This is a genomic window from Nocardioides sp. NPDC006273 (assembly GCF_040613495.1).
GTDB lineage: Bacteria > Actinomycetota > Actinomycetes > Propionibacteriales > Nocardioidaceae > Nocardioides.
Map to the genome: position 1 here is coordinate 1 of NZ_JBEXSD010000096.1, position 13,798 is coordinate 13,798.

Sequence of the window (13,798 nt, forward strand, 5' to 3'; positions counted from 1 at the left end):
AGCTCGAGAATGCGGCCAAGAAGCTCGCGATCACCCTCGACCAGGAATCCGTGGTGGCCCAGGCCGCGAACGCGGAGAAGGACCGCCGGGTCAGCTGCCGCTCCGGAGTGACCTATAGGCCACTCTCAGCTTCACAACCCTGGGGGACTACTCCGGCACGAGGCGGTAGGCGCCGTCGGAGGCCGAGGTGGCCATCGAGGCGTAGGCCCGCAGGGCCGCGGAGACCTTACGGTCGCGGTTGACCGGGGTGTAGGGCTTCTCGCGCTTCTCCTGAGCCGCGCGTCGCTGGCCGAGGACGATGTCGTCGACGTCGAGCGAGATCGAGCGGTTCGGGATGTCGATGGAGATCTGGTCGCCGTCCTCGATGAGCGCGATCAGGCCGCCGCCGGCCGCCTCCGGGGAGACGTGGCCGATCGAGAGGCCGCTGGTGCCTCCGGAGAAGCGGCCGTCGGTGATCAGCGCACACTTCTGGCCCAGACCGCGGCCCTTGAGGAAGGAGGTCGGGTAGAGCATCTCCTGCATGCCCGGCCCGCCCTTCGGCCCCTCGTAGCGGATCACCACCACGTGGCCGGCCTCGACCATCTTGCCGAGGATCCCCTCGACCGCGGCGTCCTGGGACTCGAAGACGATGGCCGTGCCGGTGAAGGTGAGGCAGTCGTCGGGGACGCCGGCGGTCTTGACGACGCAGCCGTCGGGGGCGATGTTGCCCGACAGGATCGCCAGCCCGCCGTCGGCGGAGTAGGCGTGCTCGAAGTCGCGGATGCAGCCCTCGGCGGCGTCGGTGTCGAGGCTCGCCCAGAGGTTCTCGGTGGAGAACGCCTCGGTCGTACGCACCCCGCCGGGCGCGGCGAGGAAGAGGTCGAGCGCCTCCTGGCTGGGGCTCTCGGCGCGGATGTCCCAGGCGCCGAGCCACTCGTCGATGGTGTCGGAGTGGATGGTGTGGACGTCCTCGTTGAGCGCACCACCGCGGCGCAGCTCGCCGAGCAGGGCGGGGATGCCACCGGCGCGGTGGACGTCCTCCATGTGGTATTTCGGGCTGTTGGGGGCCACCTTGCTCAGGCACGGGACCCGGCGCGAGATCTCGTCGATGTCGTGCACGTTGAAGTCGAGCTCGGCCTCGCGGGCGGCCGCGAGCAGGTGCAGCACGGTGTTGGTCGAGCCGCCCATGGCGACGTCGAGCGCGACCGCGTTCTCGAAGGCGCTGCGGCTGGCGATGCTCCGCGGCAGGACGGACTCGTCGTCCTCCTGGTAGTAGCGACGGCAGAGCTCGACGACCGTACGCCCCGCCTCCTCGAACAGCGCACGGCGCTTGGCGTGGGTGGCCAGGGTCGAGCCGTTACCGGGCAGGCTCAGGCCGATGGCCTCGGTGAGGCAGTTCATCGAGTTGGCGGTGAACATGCCCGAGCACGAGCCGCAGGTCGGACAGGCGGCGCGCTCGACCGTGTCGAGGAGCTCGTCGCTGACGTCCTCGTTGACGGAGAGCACCATCGCGTCGACCAGGTCGAGCTTGTCGTGGACCAGGCCCTCGACAGCGACCGTCTTGCCGGCCTCCATCGGGCCGCCGGAGACGAAGACCACCGGGATGTTGAGGCGCAGGCTGGCCAGCAGCATGCCCGGGGTGATCTTGTCGCAGTTGGAGATGCACACGATCGCGTCGGCGCGGTGCGCCTCGACCATGTACTCCACCGCATCCGCGATCAGCTCGCGGCTCGGCAGCGAGTAGAGCATCCCGGCGTGACCCATCGCGATGCCGTCGTCGACGGCGATCGTGTTGAACTCCTTCGCCACTCCCCCAGCCTCCTGGATCGTCTCGGCGACGATCTTGCCGAGGTCACGCAGGTGGACATGGCCGGGCACGAACTCGGTGAACGAGTTGGCGATCGCGATGATCGGCTTGCCGAAGTCGTCATCGGTCATGCCGGTCGCACGCCACAGCGCGCGGGCACCCGCCATGTTGCGGCCCGAGGTCGAGGTTGCGGAGCGAAGAGTGGGCATATCGCAAGGCTAGACCCGTTGGTATGGCTCTCCGAACACGCGCCATGCGGTGGACGGCGATCGATCGCTTCAGACCGGAGCCGGCCAGCGGGGCCCTGAAATGCCGGGCGGAGCCTTGAAATGGCTGTGGGCCCATGGCGAAAGCCATGAGCCCACAAAACGATCTGTAACGGAGAGACCTGCCTCCGCCTTCACCTACAGGCTAGGCCCATGACAGCGACTCCTCAACCGAGCGATACGCAGGCCCGCATCGCCTCGTTGCTGAGCACACCGCGATTGACGCCCTACCTCACGCTGACCAACGGCAACCTGAAGGAAGCCCTCCAGCTCTATCGCTGGAGCATCGAGCTCTCGGGTGCGCTCTATGAAGCCGTTCACGTGGGCGAGGTGATTCCGCAATCGCCTCGCCCATCTCGAGCCGGTCCTCGCCACGAACACCGCACTGACAGCTCACGTACGGCGCGTTCGCGAGATTCTCGAGACCATCGACCCGACGGCGGCTACCTGGTTCGTGTCCCGGCAGCGGGTCAACGCGGTCCTTGCCGCTCGCCAGTGAGCCACCCCAGACCGGCCCCAGACCGGCCCCGGGCCGACCACCGGCGCCCGGTCGAAGGATCTGGTTGGATTCACGCCATGTCCCCCGAGAGCGCCGAAGACTTCTACGCCCGCATCGCTGCTGCAACCGACACCGACGGCCGACTGCCGGTCGCGGTCGAGGAGATGCCGGGGTGGGACATCTACCCGTACGAGGTCGACTCGCTGCGCCTCAAGCCCCTGCGACCGCTGGCAGATGCCGAGCCGACCCGCGCTGGCGAGGACCCCGCAGAGTGCTGGTGCGTCGACGGGACATGGGGAGAGTGGCACGAGACGTACGCCTGGGGAAACGACCGCTGGCGGCTGACGATGATGCGAGAGACCGGGCTCCCGGTGATGTTCAGCCTCACCCCGCTCGTCCACTGTGACCTTCCGACGGTGCCGATGGAGCTCGCCGGAGAGATGGGGCAGCTGGTCGTGGCGATCTCGGCCGCCATCGAGGAGCTGCCGAGCGTCGGACGGGTGCAGATCGCCAAGTGGGGCGACGGCGGCGCCCACCTCCACCTGGCATTTCTCGGGCGACCCGAGCGGATCCTGCAGTTCCGCGGCAGTCCGTTGCTGGACTGGGAGGAGAACCTCCCACGCGTGCCGCTCGAGGTCCTGCGAGCCAACGCCGCCTTCGTCGCGGAGCGGGTGATCAAGACTGTCGGTGGCGACGGCCCAGCCTGGTAGTCGCGCAGACAGCAGCGATCATGCACGTCACACCTTCGCAGCTCTGACCACCATCACGTCGGGGATGTCGCGGAGGATCTCGCGCCAGGTCTCACCGGCGTCGGCAGAGGCCCAGACGGAGCCGTTGCGGGCGCCGAAGTAGACCCCGGCCGACTCGTGGTCGTCGGCGCACATCGCATCGCGCATGACTCCGACGTAGAAGTGGTCGGGCAGGCCCGAGTCGAGCGCCTCCCAGTGGTCGCCGGCGTCGCGCGAGCGCCACACGATCGGCTTGGCCTCCGGTGGGTAGCGGGACTCGCCGGCACCGATCGGGAAGGTGAAGATCGTGTCGGGCTCCTTGGGGTGGACGACCATCGCGAAGCCGAAGTCGGTGGGCAGGCCGTCGGCGATGGACTTCCAGGAGGCGCCCTCGTCGTCGGAGCGGTAGACACCGCCGTGGTTCTGCAGGTAGAGCCGCTCGGGGCGCGACGGGTGGCGAGCGACCTTGTGGACGCACTGGCCGAACTCGGGGTACTGCTGCCCCTCGGGCAGGAAGACCGCGATGATGCCGTTGTTGCGCGCTTCCCAGGACTTTCCGCCGTCACGGGTCTGGTAGACGCCACCGGTCGAGATCGCCGCGGTCACCGAGTCCGGATCGGTGGGGTGCGGCAGGATCGTGTGGAAAGCCTGCCCGCCGAACCCCTCGCTCCACTCGGTGCGGTGGGGGTGGTCCCACAGCCCGCGGACCAGCTCGAAGGACGCGCCGCCGTCCTGCGAGCGGAAGATCGCGCCCGGCTCGACGCCGGCCCAGATCGTGCCTTCCGGGAGGCCGGGCTGGAGCTGCCATACCCGAGCCAGGCTCGCGTCGACGTCCTCGGGGAACGACATCGAGGTCTCGGTCCAGGTCTCACCGCCGTCGGCCGAGGTACGCACCAGCGCACCCAGCCACAGCGAGGAGCATCCGGCAAGGACTCGCCCGGTCCCGGGCTCGATCATGGCGGAGTAGATCTCCTCCATGTCATGGTGCGGACCGGTGAAGTCCCAGTCCTGCCGGGCGTCGTCAGAGCGCCCTATCCACAGACCCTTGCGGGTCCCGACCAGCAGCTGCGTACCCATGCTTCCAGCATCCACCCGCTCATCGTCTGTGGCCAGGAGATTCCAGCGAAAGAACACCGAAGGAAAACATCTTGCCTCGTCGACGCCGGCCGGGCCCGGCTCTTCGGCCTGGGACCACCCAGCCCCTAGCCTGAAGCCATGACCAGACCTGTTGCCTGGGAGACGTTCACCGCGATCCTCTTCGACCTCGACGGCGTGATCACGCCGACCGCGGTCGTGCACATGCGTGCCTGGGAGGAGATGTTCAACGCCTACCTGCAGGAGAAGACCCCGGGCGCGCCCGCCTACACCGACCAGGACTACTTTGCCTACGTCGACGGCAAGCCGCGCTACGACGGCGTGCGTGACTTCCTCGTCTCCCGCGGAATCCGGCTTCCCGAGGGCACCCCGGAGGACCCGCCGGAGCTGGAGACCGTCTGTGGTCTCGGCAACCGGAAGAACAACGCCTTCAACCTCGTGCTCGAGCGCGACGGCGTGGAGGCCTACCCCGGCTCCGTCCAGCTCCTGGATCACCTCGCCGCGCTCGACGTCCGGCTAGGCGTCGTCTCCTCGTCGGTCAACGCGCCGACCGTACTGAAGGCGGCCGGGCTCCTGGACCGGTTCGAGACTGTCGTGTCGGGAGCCGTCGCAGATGAGCAGGGTCTGCCCGGCAAGCCTGCACCGGACACCTTTGTCTACGCCGGTAAGGTCCTGGGAGCCACCCCGGGCGAGGCCGTCGTCCTGGAGGACGCCGTCTCCGGGGTGCGCGCCGGCAGGGCAGGCGAATTCGCGCTCGTCGTCGGGGTCGATCGCGGCGCAGGCCACGACACCCTCACGGCCGCCGGCGCCGATCTCGTCGTATTCGACCTTGCTGAACTTGTACCTAGTGGACACAGTCCTGATCCTGCTCGAGGAGCACAGCAGTGAAGACCAACGTCGGCCCGAACCCGATGGACCGGGCCCGTTACCCCATCGACCCGTGGCGGCTGGTGGAGACCAGCTACTCCCCCGAAGATCTCGGCCTGACCGAGACGATCTTCAGCGTCGCCAACGGCTACCTCGGCATGCGCGGCACCCCGGAGGAGGGGCGCCCGACCTACGCGCACGGCACCTTCATCAACGGCTTCCACGAGACCTGGCCGATCCGCCACGCCGAGAACGCCTACGGCTTCGCCAAGACCGGCCAGACCATCGTCAACGCCCCCGACGCCAAGATCATGAAGATCTATGTCGACGATGAGCCGCTGACCTTCGGCACCTCCGACCTGGAGGAGTACGAGCGTGTGCTCGACTTCCGCGAAGGCGTGCTGCGGCGACACCTGGTGTGGCGTACGCCCTCGGGCAAGCGGGTCGCGATCGACTCGACCCGGATGGTGTCGATGACCCAGCGTCACCTCACGATCCAAACCCTGGAGATCACCATGCTGAGCGGCTCGGCGCCGATCGTGGTCTCCTCCCAGCTGCTCAACCGGCAGGACGGGAAGGACGAGTATCACGTCCCGTCGGCCGCGCTCGGCGAGGGCATGGACCCGCGCAAGTCGACCTCCTTCGACACCCGTGTGCTGATCCCCCAGATGTCGGAAGCCGACGAGGAGCGGATGACCCTCGGCTACCGGTGCGCCAACTCCGGGATGACGATCGCGGTCAGCGCCGCCCACCAGCTCGACACCCCGGACCCGGTCGAGACCGTCGTTCGCGCCGAGGACGATCTGGCCAAGACCGTCTTCCGGGTCGACGCGACCGAGGGCAGCACGCTGCGGATGCAGAAGACGGTGGCGTACCACACCTCCCGCGGGGTGCCGGTGCGCGAGCTGGCCGATCGCTGCGAACGTACGCTCGACCGGGCGACCCGCCAGGGTGCGAGCCACCTGGAGCGCGATCAGCGCGACTGGTACGACGAGTTCTGGTCGGCCGCCGACGTCGAGATCTCCGCCGCCGCCGAGGCGGACGCCGAGGACATCGCGGCGGCCCAGCAGGCGATCCGGTTCAACCTCTTCTCGCTCGCCCAGGCGACCGCCCGCACCGACGGGCTCGGCGTCCCCGCGAAGGGGGTCACCGGGTCCGGCTACGAGGGGCACTACTTCTGGGACACGGAGTGCTACGTCATCCCGTTCCTCTGCTACACCCAGCCCGAGGTCGCCCGCAACGTGATGCATGCCCGCTCGGTGATGCTTCCGGCGGCCCGGCAGCGGGCGCTGGAGATGGCGGCGAAGGGCGCGCTCTTCGCGTGGCGCACCATCAACGGGCAGGAGGCTTCGGCCTACTACGCCGCCGGCACCGCGCAGGTGCACATCGACGCCGACATCGCCTTCGCGCTGATGAAGTACGTCTACGCGACCGGCGACACCGGCTACCTCATCCGCGAGGGCGTCGACATCCTGGTCGAGACCTCTCGGATGTGGGCAGACCTCGGCTTCTGGCGCCACAACGGCGAGCCGTCCTTCCACATCCACGGCGTGACCGGGCCGGACGAGTACACCACGGTGGTCAACAACAACCTTTTCACCAACGTGATGGCCCGCTACAACCTGGAGAAGGCCGTAGAGACCATGGAGATGCTCCGCAAGGAGCATCCGCGTGAGCACGCGCAGGTCATGGGCCGGCTCGACATCTCCCCGGACGAGGTCGAGGAGTGGGCTCGTTGCGCTGCCGCGATGCACATCCCCTACGACGAGGGGCTGGGGATCCACCCCCAGGACGACAACTTCCTCGACCGCGAGGTGTGGGACCTGCCCAACACCCCCGCCGACGTACGCCCCCTGCTGCTGCACTACCACCCGCTGGTCATCTACCGGTTCCAGGTGCTCAAGCAGACCGACGTGGTGCTCGCCCTCTTCCAGCAGGGCAACCGGTTCACCGCCGAGGAGAAGCGGGCCGACTTCGAGTACTACGACCCCATCACCACCGGTGACTCGACGCTGTCGGCGGTCGTGCAGTCGATCATGGCGGCCGAGGTGGGCTACCAGGACGACGCGCTGCGCTACTTCTACGACGCGCTATACGTCGACCTGCACAACATGCACGGCAACACCGTCGACGGCATGCACATCGCCTCCACCGGCGGCGTGTGGGGTGGGCTCGCGTGCGGCTTCGGCGGGATGCGCGACTACGACGGCAAGCTCTCCTTCGACCCGCGACTACCGGCAGAGTGGGGCTCCCTGGTCTTCCGCGTCCAGTGGCACTCGACCCGGATGCAGGTCGCGCTGACCGCCGACCAGATCGTCTTCACCGTCATGGAGACGACAGGCGAGGAGTTCGACATCCCGATCAGCGTCCGCGGCGAGGAGTTCGTGGTCGCCAAGGGCTCTCCGGTCATCGTGCCGCTCGCCGACCAGGGGCCGCGGATCGGCACCCACCTCGACGAGGAGCCGCACGGCGGCGTCCGGTCCGACGGGTCGAAGCTCACCGCCACCGTACCGACGCCGATCCCGCCGGAGGTCTACGAGCAGGAGCACGTCGAGCGCCTCGAGCACGCGACGATCCCGCACGACGGCTCGCACGGGTCCGAGCGGCTCGCGGAGGAGGCCAACGCGGCGGTCAACCTCTCCAACATCTCGCAGACAGACTCGGCGCAGTAGGCGGTCTTTGCCTGGCCCTAGACTGACCGGGTGGTTCAGCGCTTCTCGAACGGTAGATCTTCTCTCCGCACGAGGCTGGCCCACCCGGTCGTCCTGGTCCTGATCGGGATCGCGTCGGTTCAGGTCGGCGCGACGTTCGCGAAGTCGCTCTTCGACGAGGTCACCCCGACGGCGATGGTGTGGCTGCGGCTGTCGCTGTCCGCGCTGATCCTGCTGGCCATCACCCGGCCCCGGGTCCGCGGTCTCGCGCGCCGCGACTGGCTGGTCGTGGTCGCGTTCGGTGCCTCGTTGGGGCTGATGAACTGGGCGATCTACCAGGCCTTCGCGCGACTCCCGATCGGGATCGCGGTCACCATCGAGTTCATCGGCCCGCTCACGATCGCGCTGGTCACCTCCCGGCGGGCCCGGGACCTGGTCTGGGTCGCGCTGGCTGCCGCAGGGGTGGTGCTGCTCGGTGTCGAGCCCGGCCGGATCTCGATCCCGGGCGTGCTGTTCGCCCTGCTCGCGGGGGCCTGCTGGGCTGCGTACATCATGCTGTCGAAGGCGACCGGAGCGCGCTGGGAGGGGCTCGACGGGCTCGCCCTGGCATCCACCGTCGCGGCGCTCGCGCTGACGCCTGCGGCGATGGCGTACGCCGACGGGCTCGGGTCTCCGCACGTGTGGCTGGTGGGGCTGATGGTGGGCCTGATGTCATCGGTGGTGCCCTACTCCCTCGATCTCGTTGCCCTACGTTCGATCAAGTCGGGGCTCTACGCGATCCTGATGTCGCTGGAGCCGGCCGCCGGCGCGCTCGCCGCGATCCTGATCCTCCATGAGGGGCTCTCGGTCCTGCAGTGGCTGGCCATCGCCTGTGTCGTGGTCGCCTCCGCGGGGGCGACCCGGACCGGGAAGCCCGAGCATCACGTGCCGGCGGAGTCGACCCCGGTGTGACCTCGTAGGGCGCAAGGTGCTGCGTTTCACACAAGCGACATCGGAACGTCACTGACTCCGAATGTTCAGGTCACTACAATTCGGTGACAACTCCCCCTCTCTCTGCTCGGTCCTCTTCTGTCTTGGAGTTGCTCCGTTGTCGTCCATCACCACCCCTGTGTCCACTACCGCCGCCGCCCAGGTCGCCGTGCTGTTCGCCGCCCGCACCGCCGGCCGGATGGCCGGCCCCTTCCTACGACCGATCCAGCTGCTGATCGCCTGGCCGGTCGCTTCCCAGCTCGCCGCCCGGCACAACGCCAAGGCCGCCGAGGAGGAGCTCCTGCTCCGGCGTGCGGAGCGCGAGGAGGTCGAGCACTTCCTCCGGCTGCTCGCTTCGGAGAAGATGTCTGTATGAGCGAGCGGCAGCGAACGACGGCATGACCATGCCGAAGGCGATCGCCGAGTCCACGGTGGCGTTCCGCGACGTGCTCTCCGACGACGGCACGCTGATCCGCGCCTGGACCAACGACCCCGAGGGAGTCATCGACGGGCCGACGGTGCTCCTGTGCAACGGGCTCGGCACCAGCCCGTGGAACTGGCCGGCGCTGCTGCACACCTCCTGCGGCGTACGCGTCGTCTCGTGGCAACACCGCGGCACCTCCGGCTCGGCGCGCCCCACGGACCCGGAGCAGACCACGTCAAGACACTTCGCCGAGGACGCGCTGTCGGTGATGGACGCCTTCGCCCTCTCCCGGCCGGTCGTGATGGGCTGGTCGATCGGGGTCAACACCGCCTTCGAGCTGGCCGCGGACCATCCAGAACGGGTCTCCGGCGTCTTCGGTGTCGCCGGCGTGCCCGGCGACACCTTCAAGTCGATGCTGGGACCGCTGCGACTGCCCGCCCCGGCCGCCGCGATCCTCACCCGCACCGCGTCGAAGGTGCTGCGCCGCACCGGCTCCCTCATCACCCCCGTCGCGACCCGCCTCGACCTCGGGCCTCGGGCGATCGAGGTGTTCTCGAAGGCCGGCCTGATCGGCAAGGTCCCCGACCCCGAGCTCGCCGCGGCGGCGCTGGCCGAGTTCCTGACCACGCCGGTCGAGTGGTACTTCCACCTCGCGCTGCGCACCTCTCAGCGTCGCTCGGTCTCACCGCGCCGGATCAAGGTGCCGGTCGTGCTGGTCGCGGGCACCCGAGACCTCATCGCCGGCGCACGCCACATGTCCCGGGTCGCCGCCCGCGTCAAGAACGGCACCTTCGTCGAGCTCGACGGCACCCACTTCGTACAGATGGAGCAGCCCGACCGCGTCCACCAGCTGCTGCTCGGCTTTCTCGCCCGGGTAGCCGAGCACCAGCGCGTCTGACCTATCCGCTGGTCGAGCCTGCCGAGACCACCCCGGTGACCGTGGCCCGGCGGGCGACCCGTCGCAAGGTGGCGAGAACTGCCGGCCCGAGGAGGGCGATGGCGACGGCCGTGGTGATCGCGCGCATGGTGTCCCAGCTGCTGGTCGAGGTGACCAGGGTGTAGCGCAGGAACGTCGCCAGGTTCTCGCCGAGCGCAGCGCCGGGATCGTAGGACAGGTTGCCGCTTCCCCCGGGCACCGTGACTCCGGTGAGCAGCGGCCAGCCCTGCAGGTTGAGGAGGAGCCCATAGGCGTACGAGGCGAAGATCCCGTACGCCGCGAGCAGCCCGATCTCGGTGCGGCCGCTCGTGCGCGGCAGCAGGCCGGCCCCCATCGCCACCCAGGCGGCGCCGAGCATCTGGTAGGGCAGCCAGGGCCCGACGCCGGCGGTGACGAGCGCGGCGACGAACAGGCTCGTGCAGCCCAGCACGAACCCGAAGGCGGGGCCGAAGACGCGGCCGCCGAGAATCAGCATGAAGAAGACCAGCTCCACCCCGCCGGTGCCGGCCGAGACGGCACGCAGGACGGCCTCGATCGCGCTGAGCACGCCGAGGACCGCGATCATCCGGGTGTCGATCCCGCCCGCGGAGAGCTCGCTCAGCAGCACCACCAGCATCAGCGGCAGAAGCGCGAGGAAGATGAACGGCGGCTGCACCCGCTCGTAGCCGTGGAGCAGCAGCGGCCAGGCGAACATCATCAGGCCGGCCACGGAGATGATCGCGAGCAGTACGGCCGTCCGGGGCGAGAACCGGATCATCCCTCGGCCACCGCCTCGACGATCTCGCGCACGTGCAGCCAACCCGGGCCGAAGACCTTGCTCACCTGGGGCGCGAAGGCGGGCGACTCGGCGGTCACGCTGCGTACGTCGCCGGCGGAGACCACCTCGCCGTCGGCGAGCACCACCACGTCGTCGGCGGCCTCGGCGACGAACTCCACGTCGTGGGTCGCCACCAGCACCGCCTTGCCCCCAGCGGTGAGCTCGCGAAGGATCTCGGCCAGAGCGTGCTTGGCGGCGTAGTCGAGGCCGCGGGTGGGCTCGTCGAGGAGCACGACCGGCGGGTCGGCGCTCAGGATCAGCGACAGTGCGAGCGCGAGGCGCTGGCCCTCGGAGAGGTCGCGTGGGTGCTGGTCGTCGGGGATGCCGGGGACCAGGCTGTCCAGGATCTCCCGGGTCCGTGGGCCGCCCGCGTCGCACTCCTCGGCGACCGTCTCCAGGTAGAGCAGGTCGGCCGCGGTCTGCGGCAGCAGCCCGACGAGCTCGCGTCGCTCTTCGGGGCCAAGGGCCGCCGGATCCTTGCCTTCCACGTCCACCGACCCGGCCAGCCGCTTCTGGGTCCCCTGCAGCGTCCACAGCAGCGTCGACTTGCCCGACCCGTTGCGTCCCATCAGCGCCGTCACCCGCCCCGCGGGCAGCTCGATCGAGACGTCGTGCAGGACCGGCGTACGGCCTCGGGTGATGGTGAGCGAGGCGGCGCTCAGCGCCTCCGGTGGTCGAGCTTGTCGAGACCCCTCCGCTGCAACGGTCGGGCAACCACTGCGGCCAACTATCGCCTCGCCCCGCGCCCGCCGCCTCGCATCCCGCACGGTCAGCGGCAGCGGCGACCAACCCAGCGCCCGGCCGAGCTCGACGAGCGGCGGCACGATGGGCGAGGTCTCCAAGATGTCGGCGGGGTCGCCGACAGCGACGGAGCCGTCGCCGACGAGGAGCGCGATCCGGTCGGCGAACGGCACGACCCGCTCGAGGCGGTGCTCGGCGACGACGACGGAGGTGCCGAGGTCGTGGACGAGCCGGGTGATGGTGGCGAGCACGTCCTCGGCGGCGGTCGGGTCGAGGGCGGAGGTCGGCTCGTCGAGCACGACCACCCGCGGGTGGGTGGTCAGCACCGAGCCGATCGCGACGCGCTGCTGCTGCCCGCCCGAGAGCGTACGCAGCGACCGCTGCCGCAGGTCGGCGATCCCGAGCAGGTCGAGGGTCTCCTCGACCCGGCGCCGCATGGTCGCCGGCGCGAGCCCGAGCTGCTCCATCCCGTAGGCGAGCTCCTCCTCGACCGTATCCGTGACGAAGCCGGCCACCGGGTCCTGCCCGACGTAGCCGATGATCCCGGCGCGCTCGCGCGGCGGCGTACGGATGATCGAGGTGCCGTCGAGCAGGAGGTCCCCCTCCAGCGCACCGCCGGAGAAGCGCGGGACCAAACCGGCGAGGACGCCGAGCAGCGTCGACTTACCGGACCCGGTCGGGCCGGAGACGAGCAGCAGCTCGCCCTCCTCGATGGTGAGGTCGACGTCCTTGAGCACGTGCTCGGAGGAGTCCGGCGGGGTGAACGTGATCCTTCGCAGCTCGATCATGCGGTTGCCTCCTCCAAGACGTTTGATGCCGGAACCGGTGCGGCGACGACCGGGACCAGTCCGATGAGCCCGCCCGCCAGAGCCGTCAGCGTGACCGCCGGGACGGCGCTCACGCCCGGATAGGCGATCGGGACCTGGTCGCGGGCGATCCACCAGCCCGCCGCTCCGACAGCGACCCCGCTCAGCGCCACCGCCACCTCTGGCCAGCGCCACCGGTCGGGCCGGTAGACGGTGCGCGTCACCCGGCGACCGGCGAGCCTCAGCCCTCCGGCCGCGGCTCCCGCGCCGAGCACCAGCATGGTGGCGGCCAGCCAGCCGGGTGTGGTGCCGTCCAGCACCGCGTAGACGCCGACGCAGAGACCGACGAGGGAGACCAGCATGAGCGCAGACGTGATCCGTCTGGTGAGCACCGGGATCCCGGCCGTGCGACCGTATCCGCGCGTGTCCATCCCGGCCGCCAGCGCCATCGACCGCTCCAAGGCATCCTCGAGCACCGGGACCAGGAAGCGGCGCAGCCGTCTGACCTTTCCGGTCGCGCCCGACCGGAGCCGTTGCGCCGCGCGCACCCGCTGGACCGACTCGGCCAGCTGGGGCAGCACGGTCACCGCGACCACGACGGCGGTGCCGACCTCGTAGAGAGCCGGCGGTAGCGAACGGAGCAGTCGTTTCGGGTTCGCCAGCGCGTTGGCCGCACCGACGCAGATCACGATCGCTCCCAGCCGCATCCCGTCGTAGAGCCCGGCCAGCAGCGCCTCGCGGGTGAGCGGGCCGAGCAGCCTGATCCCCAGCACCCAGTCCGGCAGCGGGATCTCCGGCAGGTCGATGAGCACGTGACCCGGCACGGCGCCCAGGAGCACCCGGAAGAGCACCCGGGTCGCGACGATGAACAGCGCGAGGCCGACGTAGAGCCGGAACGACCTCGCCCACGCCTGGTCGCCGCGCCGCGCGGCGACCACGACCGACACCACCCCGACCAGGAGCAGGAGCAGCAGCGGGTTGGTGGTGAAGGAGGCGTACGCGGCCAGGCCGATCGCCCACACCCACCAGGCGACCGGGTGCAGATCACGCGGCAGACGCGCGACCGCGGCCGTACGAAGCAGCGTGCTCATCGAACCCCCTCCCTGTGCTGCCAGGCTGGCGAGCTCGAAGGCGCGGATGCCGTCCTCGTCGACGAGCTCGATCTTCGGCTCGGGCGCGGCCTGGACCGGCTCCTCGACCGGCGGCTCGTCG

At 69.7% G+C, this 13,798-nt stretch carries 11 protein-coding genes; 6 read left to right on the forward strand and 5 right to left on the reverse strand.

Annotated features, from left to right (window positions below; translation table 11 throughout):
* Positions 1-147: 147 nt before the first annotated feature.
* Positions 148-1,995: a dihydroxy-acid dehydratase gene (gene ilvD / locus ABZZ22_RS25705; RefSeq protein ID WP_354937938.1), complete on the reverse strand. Its 1,848-nt coding sequence runs from the start codon at positions 1,993-1,995 to the stop codon at positions 148-150.
* Positions 1,996-2,628: 633 nt separating this feature from the next.
* Here ilvD and ABZZ22_RS25710 point away from each other — a divergent pair.
* Positions 2,629-3,261 carry a hypothetical protein gene (locus ABZZ22_RS25710; protein WP_354937941.1) on the forward strand — a complete coding sequence of 211 codons (633 nt, stop codon included), beginning with the start codon at positions 2,629-2,631 and terminating at the stop codon, positions 3,259-3,261.
* A 27-nt stretch (positions 3,262-3,288) separates the two neighbouring features.
* On the opposite strand, the gene ABZZ22_RS25715 is transcribed toward ABZZ22_RS25710, so the two are convergent.
* On the reverse strand, positions 3,289-4,356 hold the full coding sequence (locus tag ABZZ22_RS25715) for an exo-alpha-sialidase (RefSeq protein ID WP_354937944.1): 1,068 nt from the start codon (positions 4,354-4,356) through the stop codon (positions 3,289-3,291).
* Between the two features lie 138 nt (positions 4,357-4,494).
* On the opposite strand from ABZZ22_RS25715, the gene ABZZ22_RS25720 reads away from it, so the two are divergent.
* The 5 genes from ABZZ22_RS25720 (at position 4,495) to ABZZ22_RS25740 (ending at position 10,183) form a co-directional block, all read left to right on the forward strand.
* Positions 4,495-5,262 (forward strand): beta-phosphoglucomutase family hydrolase, encoded by a 768-nt coding sequence (locus tag ABZZ22_RS25720; protein ID WP_354937947.1) that lies wholly within the window; start codon positions 4,495-4,497, stop codon positions 5,260-5,262.
* Positions 5,263-5,285: 23 nt separating this feature from the next.
* The gene (locus ABZZ22_RS25725) at positions 5,286-7,913 is read left to right on the forward strand and encodes a glycosyl hydrolase family 65 protein (protein ID WP_354937965.1); all 2,628 of its coding nucleotides are present in this window, start codon (positions 5,286-5,288) and stop codon (positions 7,911-7,913) included.
* A 30-nt stretch (positions 7,914-7,943) separates the two neighbouring features.
* Positions 7,944-8,843 carry an EamA family transporter gene (locus ABZZ22_RS25730; RefSeq protein WP_354937950.1) on the forward strand — a complete coding sequence of 300 codons (900 nt, stop codon included), beginning with the start codon at positions 7,944-7,946 and terminating at the stop codon, positions 8,841-8,843.
* Positions 8,844-9,000: 157 nt separating this feature from the next.
* Positions 9,001-9,237 (forward strand): hypothetical protein, encoded by a 237-nt coding sequence (locus ABZZ22_RS25735; RefSeq protein ID WP_354937953.1) that lies wholly within the window; start codon positions 9,001-9,003, stop codon positions 9,235-9,237.
* 22 nt (positions 9,238-9,259) lie between these two features.
* Positions 9,260-10,183 carry an alpha/beta hydrolase gene (locus ABZZ22_RS25740; RefSeq protein ID WP_354937956.1) on the forward strand — a complete coding sequence of 308 codons (924 nt, stop codon included), beginning with the start codon at positions 9,260-9,262 and terminating at the stop codon, positions 10,181-10,183.
* Position 10,184: 1 nt separating this feature from the next.
* On the opposite strand, the gene ABZZ22_RS25745 is transcribed toward ABZZ22_RS25740, so the two are convergent.
* Genes ABZZ22_RS25745 through ABZZ22_RS25755 form a run of 3 tightly spaced genes read right to left on the reverse strand, consistent with a single transcriptional unit; the run spans position 10,185 to position 13,677 of the window.
* Positions 10,185-10,979 carry an ECF transporter S component gene (locus ABZZ22_RS25745; protein ID WP_354937959.1) on the reverse strand — a complete coding sequence of 265 codons (795 nt, stop codon included), beginning with the start codon at positions 10,977-10,979 and terminating at the stop codon, positions 10,185-10,187.
* Positions 10,976-12,568: an ATP-binding cassette domain-containing protein gene (locus ABZZ22_RS25750; protein WP_354937962.1), complete on the reverse strand. Its 1,593-nt coding sequence runs from the start codon at positions 12,566-12,568 to the stop codon at positions 10,976-10,978. The genes ABZZ22_RS25745 and ABZZ22_RS25750 overlap by 4 nt, the downstream gene beginning before the upstream one ends.
* Complete coding sequence (locus ABZZ22_RS25755; RefSeq protein ID WP_354937968.1) at positions 12,565-13,677, reverse strand: energy-coupling factor transporter transmembrane component T; 1,113 nt, start codon at positions 13,675-13,677, stop codon at positions 12,565-12,567. Before ABZZ22_RS25755 ends, ABZZ22_RS25750 begins: the two co-directional genes overlap by 4 nt.
* Between the last annotated feature and the right edge of the window lie 121 nt (positions 13,678-13,798).

Excerpts from the sequence above, each read along its gene's own strand:
- ABZZ22_RS25725 (WP_354937965.1), top strand. The coding sequence starts at position 5,286 with ATGGACCGGGCCCGTTACCCCATCGACCCGTGGCGGCTGGTGGAGACC.
- ABZZ22_RS25755 (WP_354937968.1), bottom strand. The coding sequence starts at position 13,677 with ATGAGCACGCTGCTTCGTACGGCCGCGGTCGCGCGTCTGCCGCGTGAT.
- ABZZ22_RS25715 (WP_354937944.1), bottom strand. The coding sequence starts at position 4,356 with ATGGGTACGCAGCTGCTGGTCGGGACCCGCAAGGGTCTGTGGATAGGG.
- ABZZ22_RS25740 (WP_354937956.1), top strand. The coding sequence starts at position 9,260 with ATGACCATGCCGAAGGCGATCGCCGAGTCCACGGTGGCGTTCCGCGAC.
- ABZZ22_RS25710 (WP_354937941.1), top strand. The coding sequence starts at position 2,629 with ATGTCCCCCGAGAGCGCCGAAGACTTCTACGCCCGCATCGCTGCTGCA.
- ABZZ22_RS25720 (WP_354937947.1), top strand. The coding sequence starts at position 4,495 with ATGACCAGACCTGTTGCCTGGGAGACGTTCACCGCGATCCTCTTCGAC.
- ilvD (WP_354937938.1), bottom strand. The coding sequence starts at position 1,995 with ATGCCCACTCTTCGCTCCGCAACCTCGACCTCGGGCCGCAACATGGCG.
- ABZZ22_RS25745 (WP_354937959.1), bottom strand. The coding sequence starts at position 10,979 with ATGATCCGGTTCTCGCCCCGGACGGCCGTACTGCTCGCGATCATCTCC.
- ABZZ22_RS25750 (WP_354937962.1), bottom strand. The coding sequence starts at position 12,568 with ATGATCGAGCTGCGAAGGATCACGTTCACCCCGCCGGACTCCTCCGAG.